18 protein-coding genes are annotated in these 17,446 nt (G+C 73.5%); 11 read left to right on the forward strand and 7 right to left on the reverse strand.

All coding sequences use genetic code 11. The features are described 5' to 3' along the window. The first annotated feature begins 17 nt into the window (after positions 1-17). From FJK98_RS02890 to FJK98_RS02925, 8 genes are all read left to right on the forward strand, one after another. On the forward strand, positions 18-845 hold the full coding sequence (locus FJK98_RS02890; RefSeq protein ID WP_145917631.1) for an ABC transporter permease: 828 nt from the start codon (positions 18-20) through the stop codon (positions 843-845). Next, positions 846-1,586, forward strand: coding sequence for an ABC transporter ATP-binding protein (locus tag FJK98_RS02895; RefSeq protein WP_145917632.1), 741 nt, complete (start codon positions 846-848; stop codon positions 1,584-1,586). It abuts the gene before it with no gap. Continuing rightward, positions 1,583-3,547, forward strand: coding sequence for a DUF5941 domain-containing protein (locus tag FJK98_RS02900; protein ID WP_145917633.1), 1,965 nt, complete (start codon positions 1,583-1,585; stop codon positions 3,545-3,547). Before FJK98_RS02895 ends, FJK98_RS02900 begins: the two co-directional genes overlap by 4 nt. A gap of 16 nt (positions 3,548-3,563) precedes the next feature. Continuing rightward, positions 3,564-5,738, forward strand: a complete 2,175-nt coding sequence (locus tag FJK98_RS02905) for a bifunctional glycosyltransferase family 2 protein/CDP-glycerol:glycerophosphate glycerophosphotransferase (RefSeq protein WP_145917634.1) — start codon at positions 3,564-3,566, stop codon at positions 5,736-5,738. Positions 5,739-5,873: 135 nt separating this feature from the next. Beyond that, the gene (locus tag FJK98_RS02910; RefSeq protein ID WP_145917635.1) at positions 5,874-7,178 is read left to right on the forward strand and encodes an ABC transporter ATP-binding protein; all 1,305 of its coding nucleotides are present in this window, start codon (positions 5,874-5,876) and stop codon (positions 7,176-7,178) included. Positions 7,179-7,251: 73 nt separating this feature from the next. Beyond that, a complete protein-coding gene (locus FJK98_RS02915) occupies positions 7,252-7,719 on the forward strand; it encodes a DUF4442 domain-containing protein (RefSeq protein ID WP_145917636.1) in 468 nt (155 codons plus the stop codon). Positions 7,720-7,768: 49 nt separating this feature from the next. Further along, the gene (locus FJK98_RS02920) at positions 7,769-8,518 is read left to right on the forward strand and encodes a beta-phosphoglucomutase family hydrolase (RefSeq protein WP_145917637.1); all 750 of its coding nucleotides are present in this window, start codon (positions 7,769-7,771) and stop codon (positions 8,516-8,518) included. Then, positions 8,515-10,887 (forward strand): glycoside hydrolase family 65 protein, encoded by a 2,373-nt coding sequence (locus tag FJK98_RS02925; RefSeq protein WP_145917638.1) that lies wholly within the window; start codon positions 8,515-8,517, stop codon positions 10,885-10,887. The genes FJK98_RS02920 and FJK98_RS02925 overlap by 4 nt, the downstream gene beginning before the upstream one ends. 54 nt (positions 10,888-10,941) lie before the next feature. On the opposite strand, the gene FJK98_RS02930 is transcribed toward FJK98_RS02925, so the two are convergent. The 3 genes from FJK98_RS02930 to FJK98_RS02940 form a co-directional block, all read right to left on the reverse strand. Beyond that, positions 10,942-11,121, reverse strand: a complete 180-nt coding sequence (locus FJK98_RS02930) for a hypothetical protein (protein ID WP_145917639.1) — start codon at positions 11,119-11,121, stop codon at positions 10,942-10,944. Between the two features lie 95 nt (positions 11,122-11,216). After that, complete coding sequence (locus FJK98_RS02935) at positions 11,217-11,564, reverse strand: co-chaperone YbbN (RefSeq protein ID WP_145917640.1); 348 nt, start codon at positions 11,562-11,564, stop codon at positions 11,217-11,219. Then, positions 11,534-11,926 (reverse strand): MerR family transcriptional regulator, encoded by a 393-nt coding sequence (locus FJK98_RS02940; protein WP_088643569.1) that lies wholly within the window; start codon positions 11,924-11,926, stop codon positions 11,534-11,536. The genes FJK98_RS02935 and FJK98_RS02940 overlap by 31 nt, the downstream gene beginning before the upstream one ends. Positions 11,927-12,050: 124 nt before the next feature. Between FJK98_RS02940 and FJK98_RS02945 the strand changes: the two genes are divergently transcribed. Beyond that, a complete protein-coding gene (locus FJK98_RS02945) occupies positions 12,051-12,707 on the forward strand; it encodes a dienelactone hydrolase family protein (RefSeq protein WP_145917641.1) in 657 nt (218 codons plus the stop codon). Positions 12,708-12,802: 95 nt separating this feature from the next. On the opposite strand, the gene FJK98_RS02950 is transcribed toward FJK98_RS02945, so the two are convergent. Then, positions 12,803-13,969, reverse strand: a complete 1,167-nt coding sequence (locus FJK98_RS02950) for an AI-2E family transporter (protein WP_240762573.1) — start codon at positions 13,967-13,969, stop codon at positions 12,803-12,805. A gap of 284 nt (positions 13,970-14,253) precedes the next feature. On the opposite strand from FJK98_RS02950, the gene FJK98_RS02955 reads away from it, so the two are divergent. Both FJK98_RS02955 and FJK98_RS02960 read left to right on the forward strand, forming a co-directional pair. Further along, positions 14,254-15,462, forward strand: coding sequence for a cytochrome P450 (locus FJK98_RS02955; RefSeq protein ID WP_240762575.1), 1,209 nt, complete (start codon positions 14,254-14,256; stop codon positions 15,460-15,462). Between the two features lie 20 nt (positions 15,463-15,482). After that, positions 15,483-15,713: a ferredoxin gene (locus FJK98_RS02960; protein ID WP_145917643.1), complete on the forward strand. Its 231-nt coding sequence runs from the start codon at positions 15,483-15,485 to the stop codon at positions 15,711-15,713. Between the two features lie 54 nt (positions 15,714-15,767). Here FJK98_RS02960 and FJK98_RS02965 read toward each other — a convergent pair whose 3' ends face one another. The 3 genes from FJK98_RS02965 to FJK98_RS02975 all read right to left on the reverse strand — a co-directional run bounded on the left by FJK98_RS02965 (position 15,768) and on the right by FJK98_RS02975 (position 17,404). Next, on the reverse strand, positions 15,768-16,370 hold the full coding sequence (locus tag FJK98_RS02965; protein ID WP_145917644.1) for a hemerythrin domain-containing protein: 603 nt from the start codon (positions 16,368-16,370) through the stop codon (positions 15,768-15,770). A 178-nt stretch (positions 16,371-16,548) separates the two neighbouring features. Beyond that, entirely contained in the window at positions 16,549-17,007 is a 459-nt protein-coding gene (locus FJK98_RS02970; protein ID WP_145917645.1) for a TIGR03618 family F420-dependent PPOX class oxidoreductase, read from the reverse strand. Between the two features lie 46 nt (positions 17,008-17,053). Then, the gene (locus FJK98_RS02975) at positions 17,054-17,404 is read right to left on the reverse strand and encodes a YkvA family protein (protein WP_145917646.1); all 351 of its coding nucleotides are present in this window, start codon (positions 17,402-17,404) and stop codon (positions 17,054-17,056) included. Positions 17,405-17,446: the final 42 nt, after the last annotated feature.

Here is a 17,446-nt window from a genome sequence, read left to right on the forward strand (position 1 = left end):
TCAGGCGGGAGGCGACGGTGACCGCAGGCGTCACGGCGTTGTGGTCGCACCGCAACTCGCTGCGCATCCTGGTCAGACGCGATCTCGCGGTGAAGTACCAGCAGTCCGTGCTCGGCTACCTCTGGTCGCTGATCGAGCCGCTGGGGATGGGCGCGATCTACTTCTTCGTCTTCGGGGTGCTCTACTCCGGGCCGACCAACCGGCACCTCGGCGAGGCCGCCGGGTCGTACCCGCTGTTCCTGATCACCGGCATCTTCGCCTGGATGTGGACGAGTTCGGCGCTGAGCGAGGCGACCAACGCGCTGACCGGGCAGTCCCGCCTGATCACCACGATGAACGTGCCCCGGCAGGTCTTCCCGATCGGCCGGGTCACCGGCCGGTTCGCCGAGTACGTCGCCGGCCTGCCGATCCTGCTGGCCGTCGCCGCCGTCTACGCCGCCAACGGCCGGATCACACTGGGCTGGTCGCTGCTGAGCCTGCCGCTGGCCGTCGCCGTGCAGGGCACCCTGCTGATCGGGCTGGCCCTGCTGCTGTCCGCGGTGAACGTGCTGATGCGCGACGTGGAACGGTTCATGCGGCTGGTCATCCGGGTGCTGTTCTACGCCACCCCGATCATCTACCCGCTGAGCCTGGTCCGGGAGTCGGGCATGCCGGGCTGGGTGAAGGTGGCGTACGAGCTGAACCCGCTGGTCGGCATCTTCCAGCTCCAGCACGCCATCTGGTACCCGGACGAGTTCCCCGACGCCCGGCTGCTGACCACCACGATCGCCGGGAGCCTGCTGGTGCTGGCCGCCGGCTGGTGGGCGTTCCGCCGGCTCGAACCGGCCGTGCTGAAGGAACTGTAGGTGCCGCCGATCATCGAGGCACAGGGGCTCGGCATCCGGTTCGTCCGCAACCGGCGTCGGCAGCTCCGGCTGCGGGAGCTGTTCATCCACCGGGGCGGCCGGGCCGCCACCGGCCAGTTCTGGCCGCTGCGGGACGTCTCGTTCACCGTCGCGCCGGGCGACACGCTCGGGGTGATCGGGCGCAACGGCACCGGCAAGAGCACCCTGCTGCGGCTGATCGCCGGGGTGCTCATCCCCGACGAGGGGCGGATCACCGTCTCCGGTGACGTCGCGCCGCTGCTGGAACTCTCCGCCGGCTTCTCCAACGACCTGACCGGCCGGGAGAACCTCTACCTGGTCGGCGGGCTGCACGGACTCTCCACGGGCTACCTGCGACGGCACTTCGACGACATCGTCGGGTTCGCCGGTGAGCAGGTGGAACGGGCCATCGACACGTCGGTGCGGCACTACTCGTCGGGGATGAAGGTGCGGCTCGGGTTCGCGATCATCTCGCACCTGCCGCACCCGATCCTGCTGATGGACGAGGTGACCGCGGTGGGCGACGCGGAGTTCCGCCAGAAGTGTTACTCGACGATCGACCGACTGCTCGCGGAGGGGCGCACCTTGGTGCTGGTGTCACACAACGAGAAGGACCTGACCCGGTTCTGCCGTCGGGGTCTCTACCTCGACGGCGGGCGGCTGGCCGTGGACGGGACGGTCGCGGAGGCGCTCGACGCGTACCACGCCGCGGTGCCGCGATGACCGTGGCGATCGTGCTCGCCGCCGGTGCGCCGGCCGCGGGCCTGCCCACCGGCACGGGTGAACCGCTTGCCGACCGGCTCGCCGGGCAGTTGCGCCGGGCCGGGGCGGACCGGGTGCACACCGTCACCGACCTGCCCGCGCTGGCCGCCCTGGTGGACACCGTCACCGGCCCGGTCCTGGTCACCGGGGGCGACCTGGTCGCGCACACGGCCGTACTGCGGCATCTGGCGACCAGCCCGGTCGGCCCGACGGTGGCCCTGGTGCTCACCGACCCGCCGGCCGACGGCCGGACGCTGGTGCGCGAGGAGCGCGGGCAGGTGGTCGACGCCGGCCCGGAGCTGTCCGACGCCACCGGCGTCTTCGGCGGCGCGGTGCGGGTCGGCGTGGACGACCTGCCGGCGCTGGCCGCCGCCGCCCGCTCGGCGGCCGTCACCCCGGCGGGCGGGGCCGCCGTGGACCGGCTGTTCGCCGCGCTCGCCGACCTCGGCACCCTGACCTTCGCCCACCGGGTACGCCTGCTCGTGGCGCACCGGGTCGCCGATCCGGCCGGGCTGGCCGCCGCCGAGGCGGCCCTGGCCGGGGTGGACGAGGACCGGGCACAGCTGCGGCTGTCGGTGAAGGAACGGGACGACTTCTTCACCACCTACTTCGTCAGCACCTGGTCGCCGTACGTGACGAAGGCGTGCGCCCGGCTGGGCCTGACGCCGACCGGGGTCACCATGATCTCGGTGCTGTTCGCAGTGGTCGCGGCGGTGCTCTTCGGCGTCGGCGGGCGGGCCGCCCTGGTGGCCGGCGGGGTCCTGCTCTACCTGGGGTTCGTGCTGGACTGCGTGGACGGGCAGTTGGCCCGCTACACCCGGCACTTCAGCGCCTGGGGCGGCTGGCTGGACACGATGGCCGACCGGGCGAAGGAGTACCTGGTCTACGCCGGGCTGGGCTACGGCGCGACGCACGCCGGGTTCCGCTACGGCTGGGCGCTGGCCATCGCCGCGATGACGTTGCAGACCGTCCGGCACATGACCGACGCCTGGTACGGGGTGCTGCACGACGAGGCGGCCCGACGTCCCCGCCCGGCCGGCCCGGCCGCCGGGGGGATCGGCGGGAAGCTGAACGCCGCCTCGACCCGGGTGCAGGCGGACACCGGCTCGGTGTCGTACTGGCTGAAGCGGACGGTGGTCTTCCCGATCGGCGAGCGGTGGGCGCTGATCGCGGTCACCGCCGCGCTGTTCGGGCCGCTGGTCAGCCTGGTCGCGGTGCTGGTGTGGGGGGTGCTGGCGTTCGGTTACACGGGAGCGTTGCGGACCCTGCGGGCGCGCTGGATGTGGGTGCCGGTGCTGGACACGGTCGACGCGACGCTGCACCGCGACGACGGGCCGGTGGCGGCCCGGCTGCCGGTGGTCCGCCCGATGGGCCCGTTGACCCTGGCGGTGCTCGGGGCGCTCGGGCCGGCGGTGCTGCTGGTGGTGGGGCTGCTCCGGGCGGCCGGCGACGGCGACCCGGGCGGGCTGCGCTGGTGGCTGCCGGTGGCGCTGGTGGTGCTGCTGGTCGCCGGCCTCGGGGCGGGCGCGGCGCACAACGGGCCGCTGGACTGGCTGGTGCCGGCGGCGCTGCGGGCCGGCGAGTACCTGTTCGCCGCCGTGGTCGGGGTGATCGGCGGGGTGCCGGCGTGGCTGGTCTTCGGGTACGTCTTCGTGCTGACCGTGCACCACTACGATCTGACCGCCCGGTTGGAGAAGCGGCAGGCGGCCCCGCCGTTGCACACCTGGACGCTGGGCTGGGAGGGGCGTTCGGTGCTGCTGGCGGTGGCGGCGATCGCCGGATTTGCCGCCCCTGCCATGGCTACAATCGGTACGTACCTTCTGGTGGTGTTCGTGGCGAGTGTCGTGCTGGCCTGGGTCGTCCTGCCGGCCCGCGCGGGCCGGGCGGCGGCCGTACCCGTGCGGGGTGCCTCGCCGGGCTGACGACGGGGGCGGCCGGATGACGCTGATCAGCTTCGTCGTACCGGCCTTCCGGGTGCAGGGCTACCTGCGCGAGTGCCTGGACTCGCTGCTCGGCCAGCCGTACCGGGACATCGAGGTGATCGGGGTCGACGACGCCTCCCCGGACGCCTGCGGCGACATCCTCGACGAGTACGCCGCCCGTGACCCCCGGGTCCACGCGGTACGCCTGCCGCGCAACGTCGGGCTCGGTCCGGCCCGCAACGTCGGGCTGGACCGGGCCACCGGCGAGTACGTCTGGTTCCTCGACGGCGACGACCGGCTCGCCCCCGACTGCCTGCCCGAGGTCGCCGACCGGCTCACCACCACCCGCCCCGACGTGCTGCTGGTCGACCACGTCCGGGTGCACTGGGACGAGCGCGCCACCCGCAGCGCCCTGCCGGAGGTCTTCCCCGAGCCGCCCGGCGCGGCGACGTTCCGGCTCGCGGAGCGGCCCGAGGCCCTGCGCCTGCTGCACACCGCCTGGAACCGGGTGGTCCGTCGGGAGTTCCTGACCGGCCTCGGGCTGCGCTTCACCCCCGGCTGGTACGAGGACGTCGCGTTCAGCTACCCGGTGCTGCTGGCCGCCGGGCGGATCGGCGTGCTCGACCGGGTCTGCGTGCACTACCGCCAGCGTCGGGCCGGCGCGATCACCCGGACCCTCGACGGCCGGCACTTCGAGGTCTTCGAGCAGTGGCACCGGGTGTTCGCGTTCCTCGACGGGCGGCCCGGACTGGCCGGCCTGCGCCCGGTGGTGTTCGAGCGGATGATCTGGCACTACCTGACCGTGCTCGGCAACGGCGACCGGATCGCCCCCGCGCTGCGGCCGGCGTTCTTCCAGCGGATCACCGCCGACCACCGGCGCTTCCGCCCGCCCGGCGGCTATCCGGTGCCGGACGGCGGGGACGGGCTCAAGCACCGGCTGGTCGCCGCCGGCCGGTGGCACACCTTCAGCGCGTTGCGCACCGTCAACCAGGCCCGGGAGAGCGCGCGGGTGACCGGCCGGCGGGTCCGGCCGGTGGCCCGGCGGACCGCCCGGCTGGCCCGGGACGCGCTGCTGCACGAGTACTACCGGGCCGAGCTGCGCCGGCCGATCGACCCGACGCTTGCCGTCTACGCCGCCTACTGGTACCGGGGCTACGCCTGCAACCCGGCGGCGGTGCACGCCGCCGCCCGCCGGCTCGCCCCGCAGGTACGGGGGGTGTGGATCGTCCGCCGGGACCGGGTCGACACCCTCCCACCCGGAACCGAGTACGTCGTCGCCGGCACCCGCGACGCCCAGCGGGTGCTGGCGCGGGCCCGCTGGCTGGTCAACAACGTCAACTTTCCGGACTTCGTCCGCAAGCGCCCCGGTCAGGTGCACGTGCAGACCCACCACGGCACCCCGGTCAAGGTGATGGGGCTGGACCAGCAGCGGTATCCGCTCGGCGCGGTCGGGATGGACTTCGCGGGGCTGCTGCGCCGGGTGGACCGGTGGGACTACAGCATCACCTCCAACGCCTTCTCCACCCAGATGTGGGACCGCGCCTACCCGGCGGACTACGTCCGGCTGGAGGTGGGCTATCCGCGCAACGACCGGCTGGTCACCGCCACCGCCGAGGAGGTACGCGCGGTCCGGGCCGGGCTCGGGATCGCCCCGGACGAGCGGGTGGTGCTCTACGCGCCGACCCACCGCGAGCACCTGCCCGGTTACCGGCCGCCGTTCGACCCGTACCGGCTGCTGGACGTGCTCGGGCCGGCCGGCCGGTTGCTGGTGCGCAGCCACTACTTCCACGACCGGGAGGGCCGGGTCCGGCGGCGGGCCGGGGGGCGGGTGGTCGACGTCAGCGACGTCGGCACCGTGGAGGATCTCTACCTGGCCGCCGACGTGCTGGTCACCGACTACTCGTCGGCGATGTTCGACTACGCGGTGCTGGACCGGCCGATCGTGATCTACGCGCCGGACCACGACGCCTACCGGTTGGCCCGGGGGGTCTACTTCGACGTCACCGCCGAGCCGCCGGGCGCGGTCGCGCTGACCTTCGACGAGCTGCGGGAAGTCTTCCGCTCCGGCGCGGTGACCGGGGCGTCGGCCGAGCGGGCCCGGCGGGCGTTCCGGGAGCGGTTCTGCGGCTGGGACGACGGGCACGCGGCGGAACGGGTGGTCCGGCGGGTGTTTCTCGACGAGCCGGGGTGATGTTTCCGGGCGGATCGCCGTACTGGCCCGTAATAGGGCTGTCATCAGTCGAACATGGCACGTTTACCCGATGTGCTAACCCGATGATGCTCGTCACAGTCAACCCGGGGTTCGGCCAAGCTGGGGGAGGAGACGGTGACCACCGTCGCGCTGAAGGACGTCACAAAGGTATTCCCGGACGGGACAATTGCCGTCGACAACGTCAGTCTCGACGTCGTCGACGGGGAGTTCATGGTGCTGCTGGGCCCGTCCGGTTGCGGGAAGTCGACCGTGTTGCGGATGATCGCGGGCCTGGCGGAGCCGACCAGCGGCGCGGTGATGCTCGACGGTGAGGTCGCCAACGACCTTCCGCCGCGCGACCGGAAGATCGCCATGGTCTTCCAGGACTTCGCGCTCTACCCGCACATGTCCGTCGGTGACAACATCGGCTTCCCGCTCAAGCTGTCCGGCGTCGAGCCGGTGCCCCGGGGTGAGCGGGTGCAGGACGTGGCGAGCGCGCTCGGCATCGGCGACGTGCTCGGCCGCAAGCCGAGCCAGCTCTCCGGCGGCCAGCGGCAGCGGGTCGCGATGGGTCGGGCGATCGTCCGCCGGCCGGGGCTGTTCCTGATGGACGAGCCGCTGTCCAACCTGGACAGCGGGCTGCGCGCCGAACTACGGGCCGAGATCTCCGCGCTGACCCGTGAGCTGGGCGTCACCACCATCTACGTCACCCACGACCAGGCCGAGGCGCTGACCATGGCCGACCGGGTGGCCATCATGCGCAAGGGCGTGCTCCAGGACGTCGGCACCCCCACCCAGGTGTACGGCCGGCCGGCGACCCTCTACGTGGCCGCCTTCCTCGGCAGCCCCCGGATGAACCTGCTGGAGGCGTCGGTCTACGTCCACCTCGACCGGTACGTCACGCTGACCCTCGGTGACCAGGCGCTCTACCTGCCGTGGGACGACATCCGCAGCCGGGCGGTGGCGCACTACCACGGCGAGCGGATCGTGGTCGGGATGCGGGCCGAGGCGCTCACCCCGGTCGCCCCGGACACCCCCGGCGACGTGCTCCAGGGTCGGGTGCGTTACCTGGAGCACCACGGGCACGAGTCGCTGGCCTTCCTCGACATCGGCGCCACCGCCATCATGGTCGACGAGATGAGCGCCCCGACCGACGACGCGGCCCCCGGCCAGCGCGGGCTGCGCCGGTTCGGCCAGGTCATGTCCCGGCTCACCGGGCGCGCCGCCGACCCCGAGCAGACCGACCGGACGCCGGGCGGCAACCGCACCAGCGTGCTGAACGACCCCGGCCGGCACCACCGCCGCCCGGCCGAACTGGCGGTCCGGCTGGCCCCGTACCCGGCGATCTCGGCGGGTCACCCGATGGCGGTCGCGGTCCGGATGGACGCCCTGCACTTCTTCGACGAACGCGGCGACCGGATCGACGTCGGCTGGCGCTGACCCGGCCGCCGCGCGTGGTCGCGACATCGCGCATGGTATTGGCGGGGTATCTACCCGCGAGTAACGTCAGGGTATGACCGTTGACTCCCGCGAGGTGGCGGCCGGGGTGCTCCGGGCCGTCCCGTTCGCCCGCACGCTCGGCTTCGAGTTCGTCGAGGTCGCGCCCGAGGCCGAGGGCGGGGTCCGGGCCGTCGTCCGGCTGCCCGACTCGCCGGCCACCCACAACCACGTCGGCGGCCCGCACGCCGGCGCCATGTTCACCCTCGGCGAGACCGCCTCCGGCGCGGTGGTGATGGCCGCGTTCGGGCAGGTGCTCGACCGGGCGCTGCCGCTGGCCGTACGGGCCGACATCGCGTACCGGCGGGTGGCGATGGGGGAGGTGCGGGCCACCGCGCGGCTCGGTCGCCCCCCGGCCGAGGTGCTCGCCGAACTGGACGCCGGGCAGCGCCCCGAGTTCCCGGTGGCGGTGGAGATCGGCACCCCCGACGGCACCGTCACCGCCACCATGACCGTCCTGTGGACGCTGCGCCCGCACCGCTGACCCGCGTGGCGGGGGTTTGCCCGGGTGGGGCGGTGGATAGATTCGTAGCGTGCTGGGCCTACCTGCTCATGTGACCGCCTGCCTCTTCGACCTCGACGGCGTGTTGACCCCGACCGCCAAGGTGCACAACGCCGCCTGGAAACAGACCTTCGACGACCTGCTGCGCCGGCACGCCGAGGCCAACGGCGAACCGTTCCGGCCGTTCGACCCCGGCCCGGACTACCACCGCTACGTCGACGGGAAACCGCGCGCCGACGGGGTGCGTTCCTTCCTCGCCTCCCGGGGCATCACCCTGCCCGAGGGGAGCCCCGACGACCCGCCCGGCGCGGAGACCGTCAACGGCGTCGGCAACCGCAAGAACGTCGTCCTGCTGGACCGGATCCACCACGACGGCGTGGCGGCGTATCCGGGCTCGGTGGCCTACCTGAAGGCGGCCGAGCGGGCCGGGCTGCGCCGCGCGGTCGTCTCGGCCAGCGCCAACTGCCGCGACGTGGTCGCCGCCGCCGGTCTGGAACCGCTGCTGGAGGTACGCGTCGACGGGCTGGTCGCCCGCGCCGAGGGGTTGCGCGGCAAACCGCACCCGGACACCTTCCTCGCCGCCGCCGAGCTGCTCGGGGTGGCCCCCGCCGACGCCGCCGTGTTCGAGGACGCGCTGGCCGGGGTGGCCGCCGGCCGGGCCGGGGGCTTCGGCCACGTGATCGGGGTGGACCGGGTCGGACAGGCCGACGAGCTGCGCGCCCACGGCGCGGACGTGGTGGTCACCGACCTCGCCGAGCTGCTGACCGGGCCGGCCGCATGATCCGGGAGCGCGCCTACCCGGTCGAGCCGTGGCACATCCGGGAGACCCGCCTCGACATGGACGTGCTGGCCCAGTCCGAGTCGGTGTTCGCGCTCTCCAACGGCCACATCGGGCTGCGCGGCAACCTCGACGAGGGCGAACCGCACGGCCTGCCCGGCACCTACCTGAACTCGTTCTACGAGCTGCGTCCGCTGCCGTACGCGGAGGCCGGGTTCGGGTTCCCCGAGTCGGGGCAGACCATCGTCAACGTCACCAACGGCAAGCTGATCCGGCTGCTCGTCGACGACGAACCGCTGGACCTGCGCTACGGCGAGCTGCTCAGCCACGAACGGGTCCTCGACCTGCGGGCCGGCACCCTCTACCGGGAGATGCACTGGCGCTCGCCGGCCGGCCGGGAGGTCAAGGTCCGCAGCACCCGGCTGGTCTCCTTCACCCAACGGTCGGTCGCCGCGATCCACTACGAGGTGGAGGCGGTCAGCGGCCCGCTGCGGCTGATCCTCCAGTCCGAGCTGGTCGCCAACGAGAACCTGCCGGCACAGAGCCGCGACCCCCGGGTCGCCGCCGTGCTGGAGTCGCCGTTGCAGGCCGAGGAGGAGCTGACCACCGGCGACGGCGGCCTGCTCATCCACCGCACCAAGGTCAGCGGGCTGCGGGTGGCCGCCGGGATGGGGCACGACGTGGACGCCCCGGGCCGCACCACCATCGAGTCCGAGGGGTACGAGGACTGGGTGCGGACCACCGTCGGCTGCGTGCTCCAGCCCGGCGAGACGCTCCGCGTGGTCAAGTACCTCGCGTACGGCTGGTCCAGCCGACGCTCGTTGCCCGCGCTGCGTGACCAGGTCGGCGCGGCGCTGGCCGCCGCCCGGCTGGCCGGCTGGGACGGGCTGCACCGGGAGCAGCGTGGCTACCTCGACGGGTTCTGGGACGCCGCCGACGTCCGGGTCGAGGGCGACCCGGAGGTGCAGCAGGCCGTCCGGTTCGGACTGTTCCACGTGCTCCAGGCCGGGGCGCGGGCCGAACGCCGGCCGATCTCCGCCAAGGGGCTGACCGGCCCCGGCTACGACGGGCACGCGTTCTGGGACACCGAGATGTTCGTGCTGCCGGTGTTGACGTACACCCAGCCGGGCGCGGTCCGCGACGCCCTGTACTGGCGGCACGCCACCCTGGAGCAGGCCCGGGAGCGGGCCCGGACGTTGAACCTGGCCGGCGCGGCGTTCCCGTGGCGCACCATCGAGGGGCCGGAGTCCTCGGCGTACTGGCCGGCCGGCACCGCCGCCTTCCACATCGCCGCCGACATCTCCGACGCGCTGCGCCGCTACGTCCTGGTCACCGGCGACGAGCAACTGGAACGGGACATCGGCCTGGAACTGCTGGTGGAGACGGCCCGGCTGTGGCGTTCCCTGGGCCACCACGACCGGTACGGCCGGTTCCACATCGACGGGGTGACCGGCCCCGACGAGTACACCGCCGTCAAGAACGACAACATCTACACCAACCTGATGGCGCAGCGGAACCTGCTCACCGCCGCCGACTGTGCGATGCGCCTGCGCGACGAGGCCCTCGACCTCGGGGTGTCCGAGGAGGAGGCGGCCGAGTGGCGCGACGCCGCCACCGCCATGCACATCCCGTACGACGAGGATCTCGACGTGCACGAGCAGGTGGAGGGGTTCACCCGGCTCCAGGAGTGGGACTTCGCGCACACCCCGACCGAGAAGTACCCGCTGCTGCTGCACTACCCGTACTTCGACCTGTACCGCAAGCAGGTGGTCAAGCAGGCCGACCTGGTGCTGGCCATGCACTGGCGGGGGGACGCCTTCACCGACGCGCAGAAGCTGCGCAACTTCCTCTACTACGAGCGGCGTACCGTGCGGGACTCGTCCCTGTCGGCGTGCACCCAGGCGGTGCTCGCGGCCGAGGTGGGGCACCCCGAGTTGGCGCACAGCTACCTGCGGGAAGCCGCGCTGATGGACCTGCACGACCTCAACGAGAACACCCGCGACGGCGTGCACATGGCGTCGCTGGCGGGGGCCTGGATCGCGTTGGTGGCCGGCTTCGGCGGGCTGCGCGACCACGACGGCGAGCTGTCGTTCGCCCCCCGGCTGTCCAGCCGGTTGAGCCGGTTGGAGTTCTCGTTGCAGTGGCGCTCGATGCGGCTGCGGGTGGACGTCCGGCCGCACCAGACGACGTACTCGCTGCGCAACGGCGGGCCGGACACGGTGATGGAGCTGCGGCACCACGGCGAGACCGTCCGGGTGACCTCCGCCGCCCCGGTGACCGTGCCGGTGCCGCAGCGCCACGAGAGCGGCCCGGCACCGGAACAGCCGCCCGGTCGGGCCCCGCTGCTGCGCCTGCCCGAGTCCCCCGGCTGACCCTGCCGGCCGGGGAGGGTCGCCGTCGCGGCAGCGCCGACGACCCTCCGCCTGTCAGAACTGGGGGCCGTTGGAGGGCCGGCCACCGGCGTCGCGGGGGGCCACCGCCCGAGGGTCCTCGGGGGTACGCGCCTGCGCCGCCTCGTCCGCCCAGTCGGGCTCGTGCCCGGCGTCCGGTTCGGGGCGGTCCTGCTCGATGGTCCGGGTCTGCTGACGTGCCTTCCGCTTGGCCATGGCGAACCTCGTGATCCGTGCGGGGCGCGGCTGCGCCGGTGTCCCGCGCGTCTTCCCGCCGGAAACCCCCGCAAACCGCCGCCGGGCGGGGCCGGTCAGGTGTCGAGGTGGCGGGCGAAGGCGAGGCGCAGGTGGTTCTTCGGGCGGGCGCCGACGATCGAGCCGGCCACCTGCCCGCCGACGAACACCAGCATGGTGGGCAGCGACATCACCCCGTACGCCCGGGTGGTGGCGGGGTTCGCGTCGGTGTCCAGGGCGACCACCCGCAGCCGGTCGCCGAACTCCTCGGCCAGCTCGGCGAGGTGCCGGGAGGTGCCCACGCAGGGCGGGCACCAGTCCGCCCAGAAGTCGACCACCACCGGCCGGTCGGCGGCCAGCACCGTGTCGGCGAAGGTGGCGTCGGTGACGGCGGTCAACCGGTGCGCTGCCGTGTCCTGAGGCATGTTTCCTCCCGTTGTGCGATGGCCTGGGTGAGCTGGTCGTGCAGCCGGCGGCGGACCGTGCCGAGCCGGTCGAGGTAGGCGTCCACCTCGGCCAGCTTGCGGCGCAGCACCGCCACCGAGTCGGGGCAGACGTCCCCGGAGGCGTGGCCGGCCCGCAGGCAGGCCACGAAGGGCCGGATGTCGTCGAGGCCGAAGCCGACCGCCAGCAGTGCCCGGATCTCGTGCACCACCCGCAGCTCGGCCTCGTCGTACACCCGGTAGCCGTTGGCCGAGCGGCGGGGCCGGACCAGCCCGTGTGTCTCGTAGTACCGCAGTGTGCGGGTGCTCGTGCCGGCCCGTTGCGCCAGCTCGCCGATCAGCATCCCGACCTCCTCGCCGGTGTTCCCGGCGTCACGCTAGACCTTGCCGCCGGTGTCAAGGCAACGGGTGAGAGCGGCCACCGGGTGGGTAACCGCCACCGGCCGGCGAGCGGGAGGGGGCACCACCATGGGGGTACGCGCCGAGGCGACCGTGTCGCTGGGGGAGGTCAGGCTGCCGGCGGACGTCGACGGGCCGGACGACGCGACGGGGGTGGTGCTCTTCGCCCACGGCAGCGGCAGTTCCCGGCACAGCCCGCGCAACGTGGCGGTGGCCCGGGTGCTCCAGCGTCGCCGGCTGGTGACGGTGCTGGTGGACCTGCTCACCGCCGAGGAGGACGCGGCCGACGCCCGGACCGCGCAGTGGCGTTTCGACATCGGCCTGCTGGCCGGCCGGCTCACCGGCACCCTCGACTGGCTGGCCGCCGAACCCACGCTGGGCCGGCTGCCGGTCGGCCTGTTCGGGGCGAGCACCGGGGCCGCCGCCGCCCTGGTGGCCGCCGCCGCCCGTCCGCAGCGGGTCGCCGCCGTGGTGTCCCGGGGCGGCCGGCCGGATCTGGCCGGCCCCGCCCTGTCCGGGGTACGCGCTCCGACGCTGCTGCTGGTGGGGGGCCTCGACGACCAGGTGATCACGGTGAACGAACAGGCCGCCGAGGTGCTCGCCGCCCCGCACGAACTGCGCGTGGTGCCCGGTGCCGGTCACCTGTTCGAGGAGCCCGGCACGCTCGACCAGGTGGCCGACGCCGCCGCCGGCTGGTTCACCCACCACCTCCCCGTCCCGGCCTGACCCCGTCCTGGCGGCCCGACGCGCAACGGGGGCGATGTTGCGGTGTACCGGGCCCCGGAATACCGCAACATCGCCCCAGGAGCGTTTGGTGCGCCTCAGGCCGGGGCGGCGGGCGGCTCGTCGCGGCGGTGGTGCGGGCGGTCGGCCGGCGGGGTCGGGGCGACCTGCTCCCGGTGCCGCTGGACGGTGTCGACCACCCGGTAGGCGACCGCCGCGATCGGCACCGAGACGAAGGCCCCGGCGATGCCGGCGATCAGCGTGCCCGCCGTGACCACCACCAGGATCACCGCCGGGTGCAACTGCACCTGCCGCTTCATGATCAACGGTTCCAGCAGGTTGCCCTCGACCTGCTGGACGGCGACCACCGCCGCCAGCACCAGCAGCGCCGTGGTCGGCCCGTTCGCCGCCAACGCCACCAGGACGGCGACCGCGCCGGCCACCGTCGCCCCGATGATCGGCACGAAACCGCCGAGGAAGGTGATCAGTGCCAGCGGCAGCGCCAACGGCACCCCGAGCAGCACCAGCGCCAGCCCGATCCCGATCGCGTCGATGGCCGCGATGATCATCGTGCCCCGGCTGTACGAGCCGAGGGTGCGCCAGCCGACCCGGCCCGCCTCGGCGGCCACCGTACGGTTCGGCCCGGTCATCCGGCGCAGCACCCAGTGCCACATCGACCGGCCGTCCTTGAGCAGGAAGAACAGCAGCACCAGGGCGAGCAGGGTGGAGCCGAGCGCCTCGGCCGCCGTACGGGCCCCGCCGACCGGGTCGGGGGCGCTGCCACCCAGGCCGTCGCGGACCTGCCCGATCAGCTTGTCGAGTTGGGCGTCACTGACCGGCAGGGTCTCGGTGACGAAGTCGCGGGAGCGTTGCAGCCCCTCGTCGAGCTGCTGGCTCAGCTCACCGAACTGGGCGGCCGTCAGGTTCCACACCAGCACCCCCACCCCGACCAGCACCCCGAGCAGCAGCAGGACGCTCAGCAGCGCGGCGAGCGCCGCCGGCACCCGCAGCCGGCGCAGGGCCAACAGCACCGGGTCGAGCAGCGCGGTGAGGAAGAAGGTGACCGCCACCGCGATCGCCAGCGGCGCGAGCAGCACCGCCACCCGGCCCAGCAGGTAACAGCCGAACACCACGACCACCAGGCAGGCGCTCCACACCACCGCCGTGCGGACCAGCCAGGGCAGCGCCGCCCAGGCCTGCCGTGGGCTGGGGCGGGCACCCGCAGCCGTCACCTCGGGCGTACGCCCGGCACCGTCCTCGGCCACGTCGGTTCCTCCTCGGTCTCGGCGGGGTCGATACCCGACCGGGCCGGCCGCGACACCCGGTGGCTCAACGCCGTGCCGGCTACCCGGTTCCGTTCAGGACGGTCCCTTCCGGACGGCGGCCACCCGCCGGACCCCGGTGCTGCCGGTCCCGACAGACGTTCCGCCCCTGGAAACCATCGGCGACTGTCGCTACTATCCGCATTCGGGGCATGACTCACCGTGGAGTCGTGTGGAGTGGGTCGGCGCGCGAGCGCGCGGGCCGTCGACGAGAGGGAGCATCCCCGGTGACCGAGACAACGCACGTCACGAAGGCCCGGCCGTATCCGTTCAGCGATCCGCACCGGCTCGACGTCGACCCCCGCTACGCCGGGCTGCGCCGCGACGAACCACTGGTCCGGGTGCAACTCCCCTTCGGGGAACCGGCCTGGCTGGCCACCCGGCACGCGGACGTGCGGACGGTGCTGGGTGATCCCCGGTTCAGCCGGGCGGCCGCCGTCGGGCGGGACGAGCCGCGCAGCGTCCCCTACCAGCGGGAGGCCGGCATCCTCGGGATGGACCCGCCCGAGCACAGCCGGCTGCGCCGGCTGGCGGCCAAGGCGTTCACCGCCCGGCGGGTCGAGGAACTACGCCCGCGCACCCGGGAACTGGCCGACGGCCTCGTCACCGGCATGACCGCCGCCGGGTCGCCGGCCGACCTGGTCGCCCACGTCGCCACCCCGCTGCCGATCCGGGTCATCTGCGACCTGCTCGGGGTGCCGGTCACCGACCAGGACCGGTTCCACACCTGGTCCGAGGCGATCGTGTCGACCACCTCGCTGCGGCCGGAGGTGGCCCAGAGCTACCTCGACCAACTGCTGTCGTACATGGCGGGGCTGATCGCCCAGCGGCGGGTGACCCCCACCGACGACCTGATCGGGGCGATGGTCCGGGCCCGCGACGAGAACGCCGACCGGCTGACCGAGGACGAGATGGTGCGCCTGGCGGCGGGCCTGCTGGCCGCCGGCCACGAGACCACCGTGACCCAGATCCCCAACCTGGTATACGTCCTGCTCACCGAGCCCGACGTCTGGCAGCGGCTGCTCGACGAGCCGTCCCTGGTGCCGTCCGCCGTGGAGGAACTGCTGCGCTTCATCCCGCTCGGCGCCACCTCCGCGTTCGCCCGGTACGCCCTGGAGGACGTCGAACTCGGCGGGGTGCTGGTCCGCGCCGGTGAACCGGTGCTGGTTTCCATCCCCTCGGCCAACCGGGACGAGACCGTCTTCCCCGACGCCGACCGGCTCGACCTCGACCGGGAGACGAACCCGCACCTCGCCTTCGGGCACGGCCCACACCACTGCATCGGTGCCCAACTGGCCCGGATGGAACTCCAGGTGGTGCTGGAGACGCTGCTGACCCGTACCCCGGGGCTGCGGCTGGCGGTGCCCCCGGCGGCACTGACCTGGAAGAGCGGCCTGCTGGTCCGGGGCCTGACGGCGTTGCCCGTGAGCTGGTAGCGAAAGGAACGGTGGGGCAGATGGGGGACAGCGGCTGGCGGGTGCACGTGGACCCGACCCGGTGCATCGGGGCGGGGATCTGCGCGAGCTACGCCCCGGCGCACTTCGTCCTGGTGGACGGGTTGTCCCGGCCGGTGGCCGAACGGATCGACCCGGCGGACGCGGTGCTGGACGCCGCCGAGTCCTGCCCGATGGAGGCGATCGTGGTGTCCGACGCGGCGGACGACAGCCGGATCGCCCCGGAACCGTGACCGGGCCCGGTGGTCACCTCCGGCGGGGTACCCGGAGGTGACCACCGTCGACGCTCAGTCCTGCCCGTCGTGCAGCTCCGCCCGGGTGGTCGGCCGCCCGCTCAGCGTGTCCCTGATCCGGTCGACCAGTCCGGCGCCGGGGTTGAGCAGCCGGTTCGCCGGTGGGTGGTCCGGTGCGCCGGGATGCGGGCGGGTCGGCAGGTGCCCCTTCGCCGCCCGCACCCGGTCGGCCAGCTCCACCAGCTCCTCCTGCGCGACCGCCGCCCGCAGCCGGGGGAACAGCTCCGACTCCTCCTCCCGTACGTGGTGGCGGATGGTCTTCGCCAGGTGGCTGATCAACGGCTCGAAGCGGGCGTCGGACGGGTCCAGCGGCTCCAGTTCCTTCAGCGTCCGCTCGGCGGCGGCGTGTTCGGCGATCTCGTGCTCGGCGAGCTGTTCGCCGTCGGGCAGGGCCCGGCGGGCGGCCGGGTAGACGTACATCTCCTCGGCGACCGCGTGCCGGACCAGCTCGGCGATCAACACCCCGGCCAGTTGACGACGGTGTTCCGCGCTGCCCTGCCGGGTGCCCAGCTCCGCGAAGATCGCCTCGATCTCGTGGTGGTCGGCGGTCAGGACGTCCACCACGTCCTGGTCCGTGGTGGCCTGTGGGTCGTTCATCTCGGTGCCCCTTACCGGTTGCGGACGGATCGGCTCCTGGCGGGGCCTGTACCCACCGCCGGCGACCCGAACCCATCACCGTCGATGAACCGCCACCCGTCGACCCCGCCCGTCAGCCGGCGGTGTCGGCGGCCCGCCCGTCACGCGCCGGTCGGCCCTGTCACGTCGGTCGTTCCTGTCACGTCGGTCGTTCCTGTCGCGCCGGTCGTTCCTGTTCGGACGTGAGCGGCGGGAGGGAGCCGAGCAGGCGGGTCACCCCGATCTCGATGACCACCCGCTCCGGGTTCGGGCGCGGCGGGCGGTAGCGCTCGGCGTACCGGCGCTCGGCCTCGGCCACCGCGGCGGCGTCGGTCCGCAGCACCGCCCGGCCCTCGACGGTCAGCCACCAGCGGCCGTCGAGGTGACAGGCCGCCACCGGGACCCCCGTCGCACCGGCGGCGGCGACGTACCGGGCCTTGGTCGAACCGGCGGACGTGATCACCCGGGCCAGCCCGGCCGCCGGATCGTAGGTCAGCCCGACCGGTACGACGTGCGGCGTGCCGTCGGGCCGCAGGGTGGTCAGCGTGGCCAGGTGCCGCTCGCGGCAGAACGTGAGGACCCGTTCGTCGTACGGGTCCAACCGATGCCTGCCGGCCATGTCCGTCCCCCGTCCCAGGGCCGGCGTGGCCCCGGCCCGGCCCCGATCATGGCACGATCTGGCGGGGCTGGCCCGGACCGGGCGGGACACCCGTCCGACCGGGCTGGCCGGGCAGGCCGCGACCGGCGGCCCGGCGACGGTGGGCCAGCCGGGTCAGGTAGATCAACGCCCCGGCCAGCACACCCATGTCGTCCAGGTAGATCGGGTCGGGCAGGAGGTCGACCGGGCAGATCGTGTAGATCAGCGCGCCGTAGAACGCCACCTTGCCGCTCACGCCGAGCGTGCCGAGCAGCCGTCGGGTGCGGACCACCCGTACCGCCAGCAGGACCGCGCCGACCAGCGTCGCCAGCGCCAGGATCACACCGACGACGACGAGCGCCCACATCTCCCGGGACATGCCCGCAACGCTAGTCCAGCGCCGCCCGCCGCGCCGAAGTCC

The sequence above is a fragment of the Micromonospora sp. HM134 genome, from assembly GCF_007833915.1.
Taxonomy (GTDB): domain Bacteria; phylum Actinomycetota; class Actinomycetes; order Mycobacteriales; family Micromonosporaceae; genus Micromonospora; species Micromonospora wenchangensis.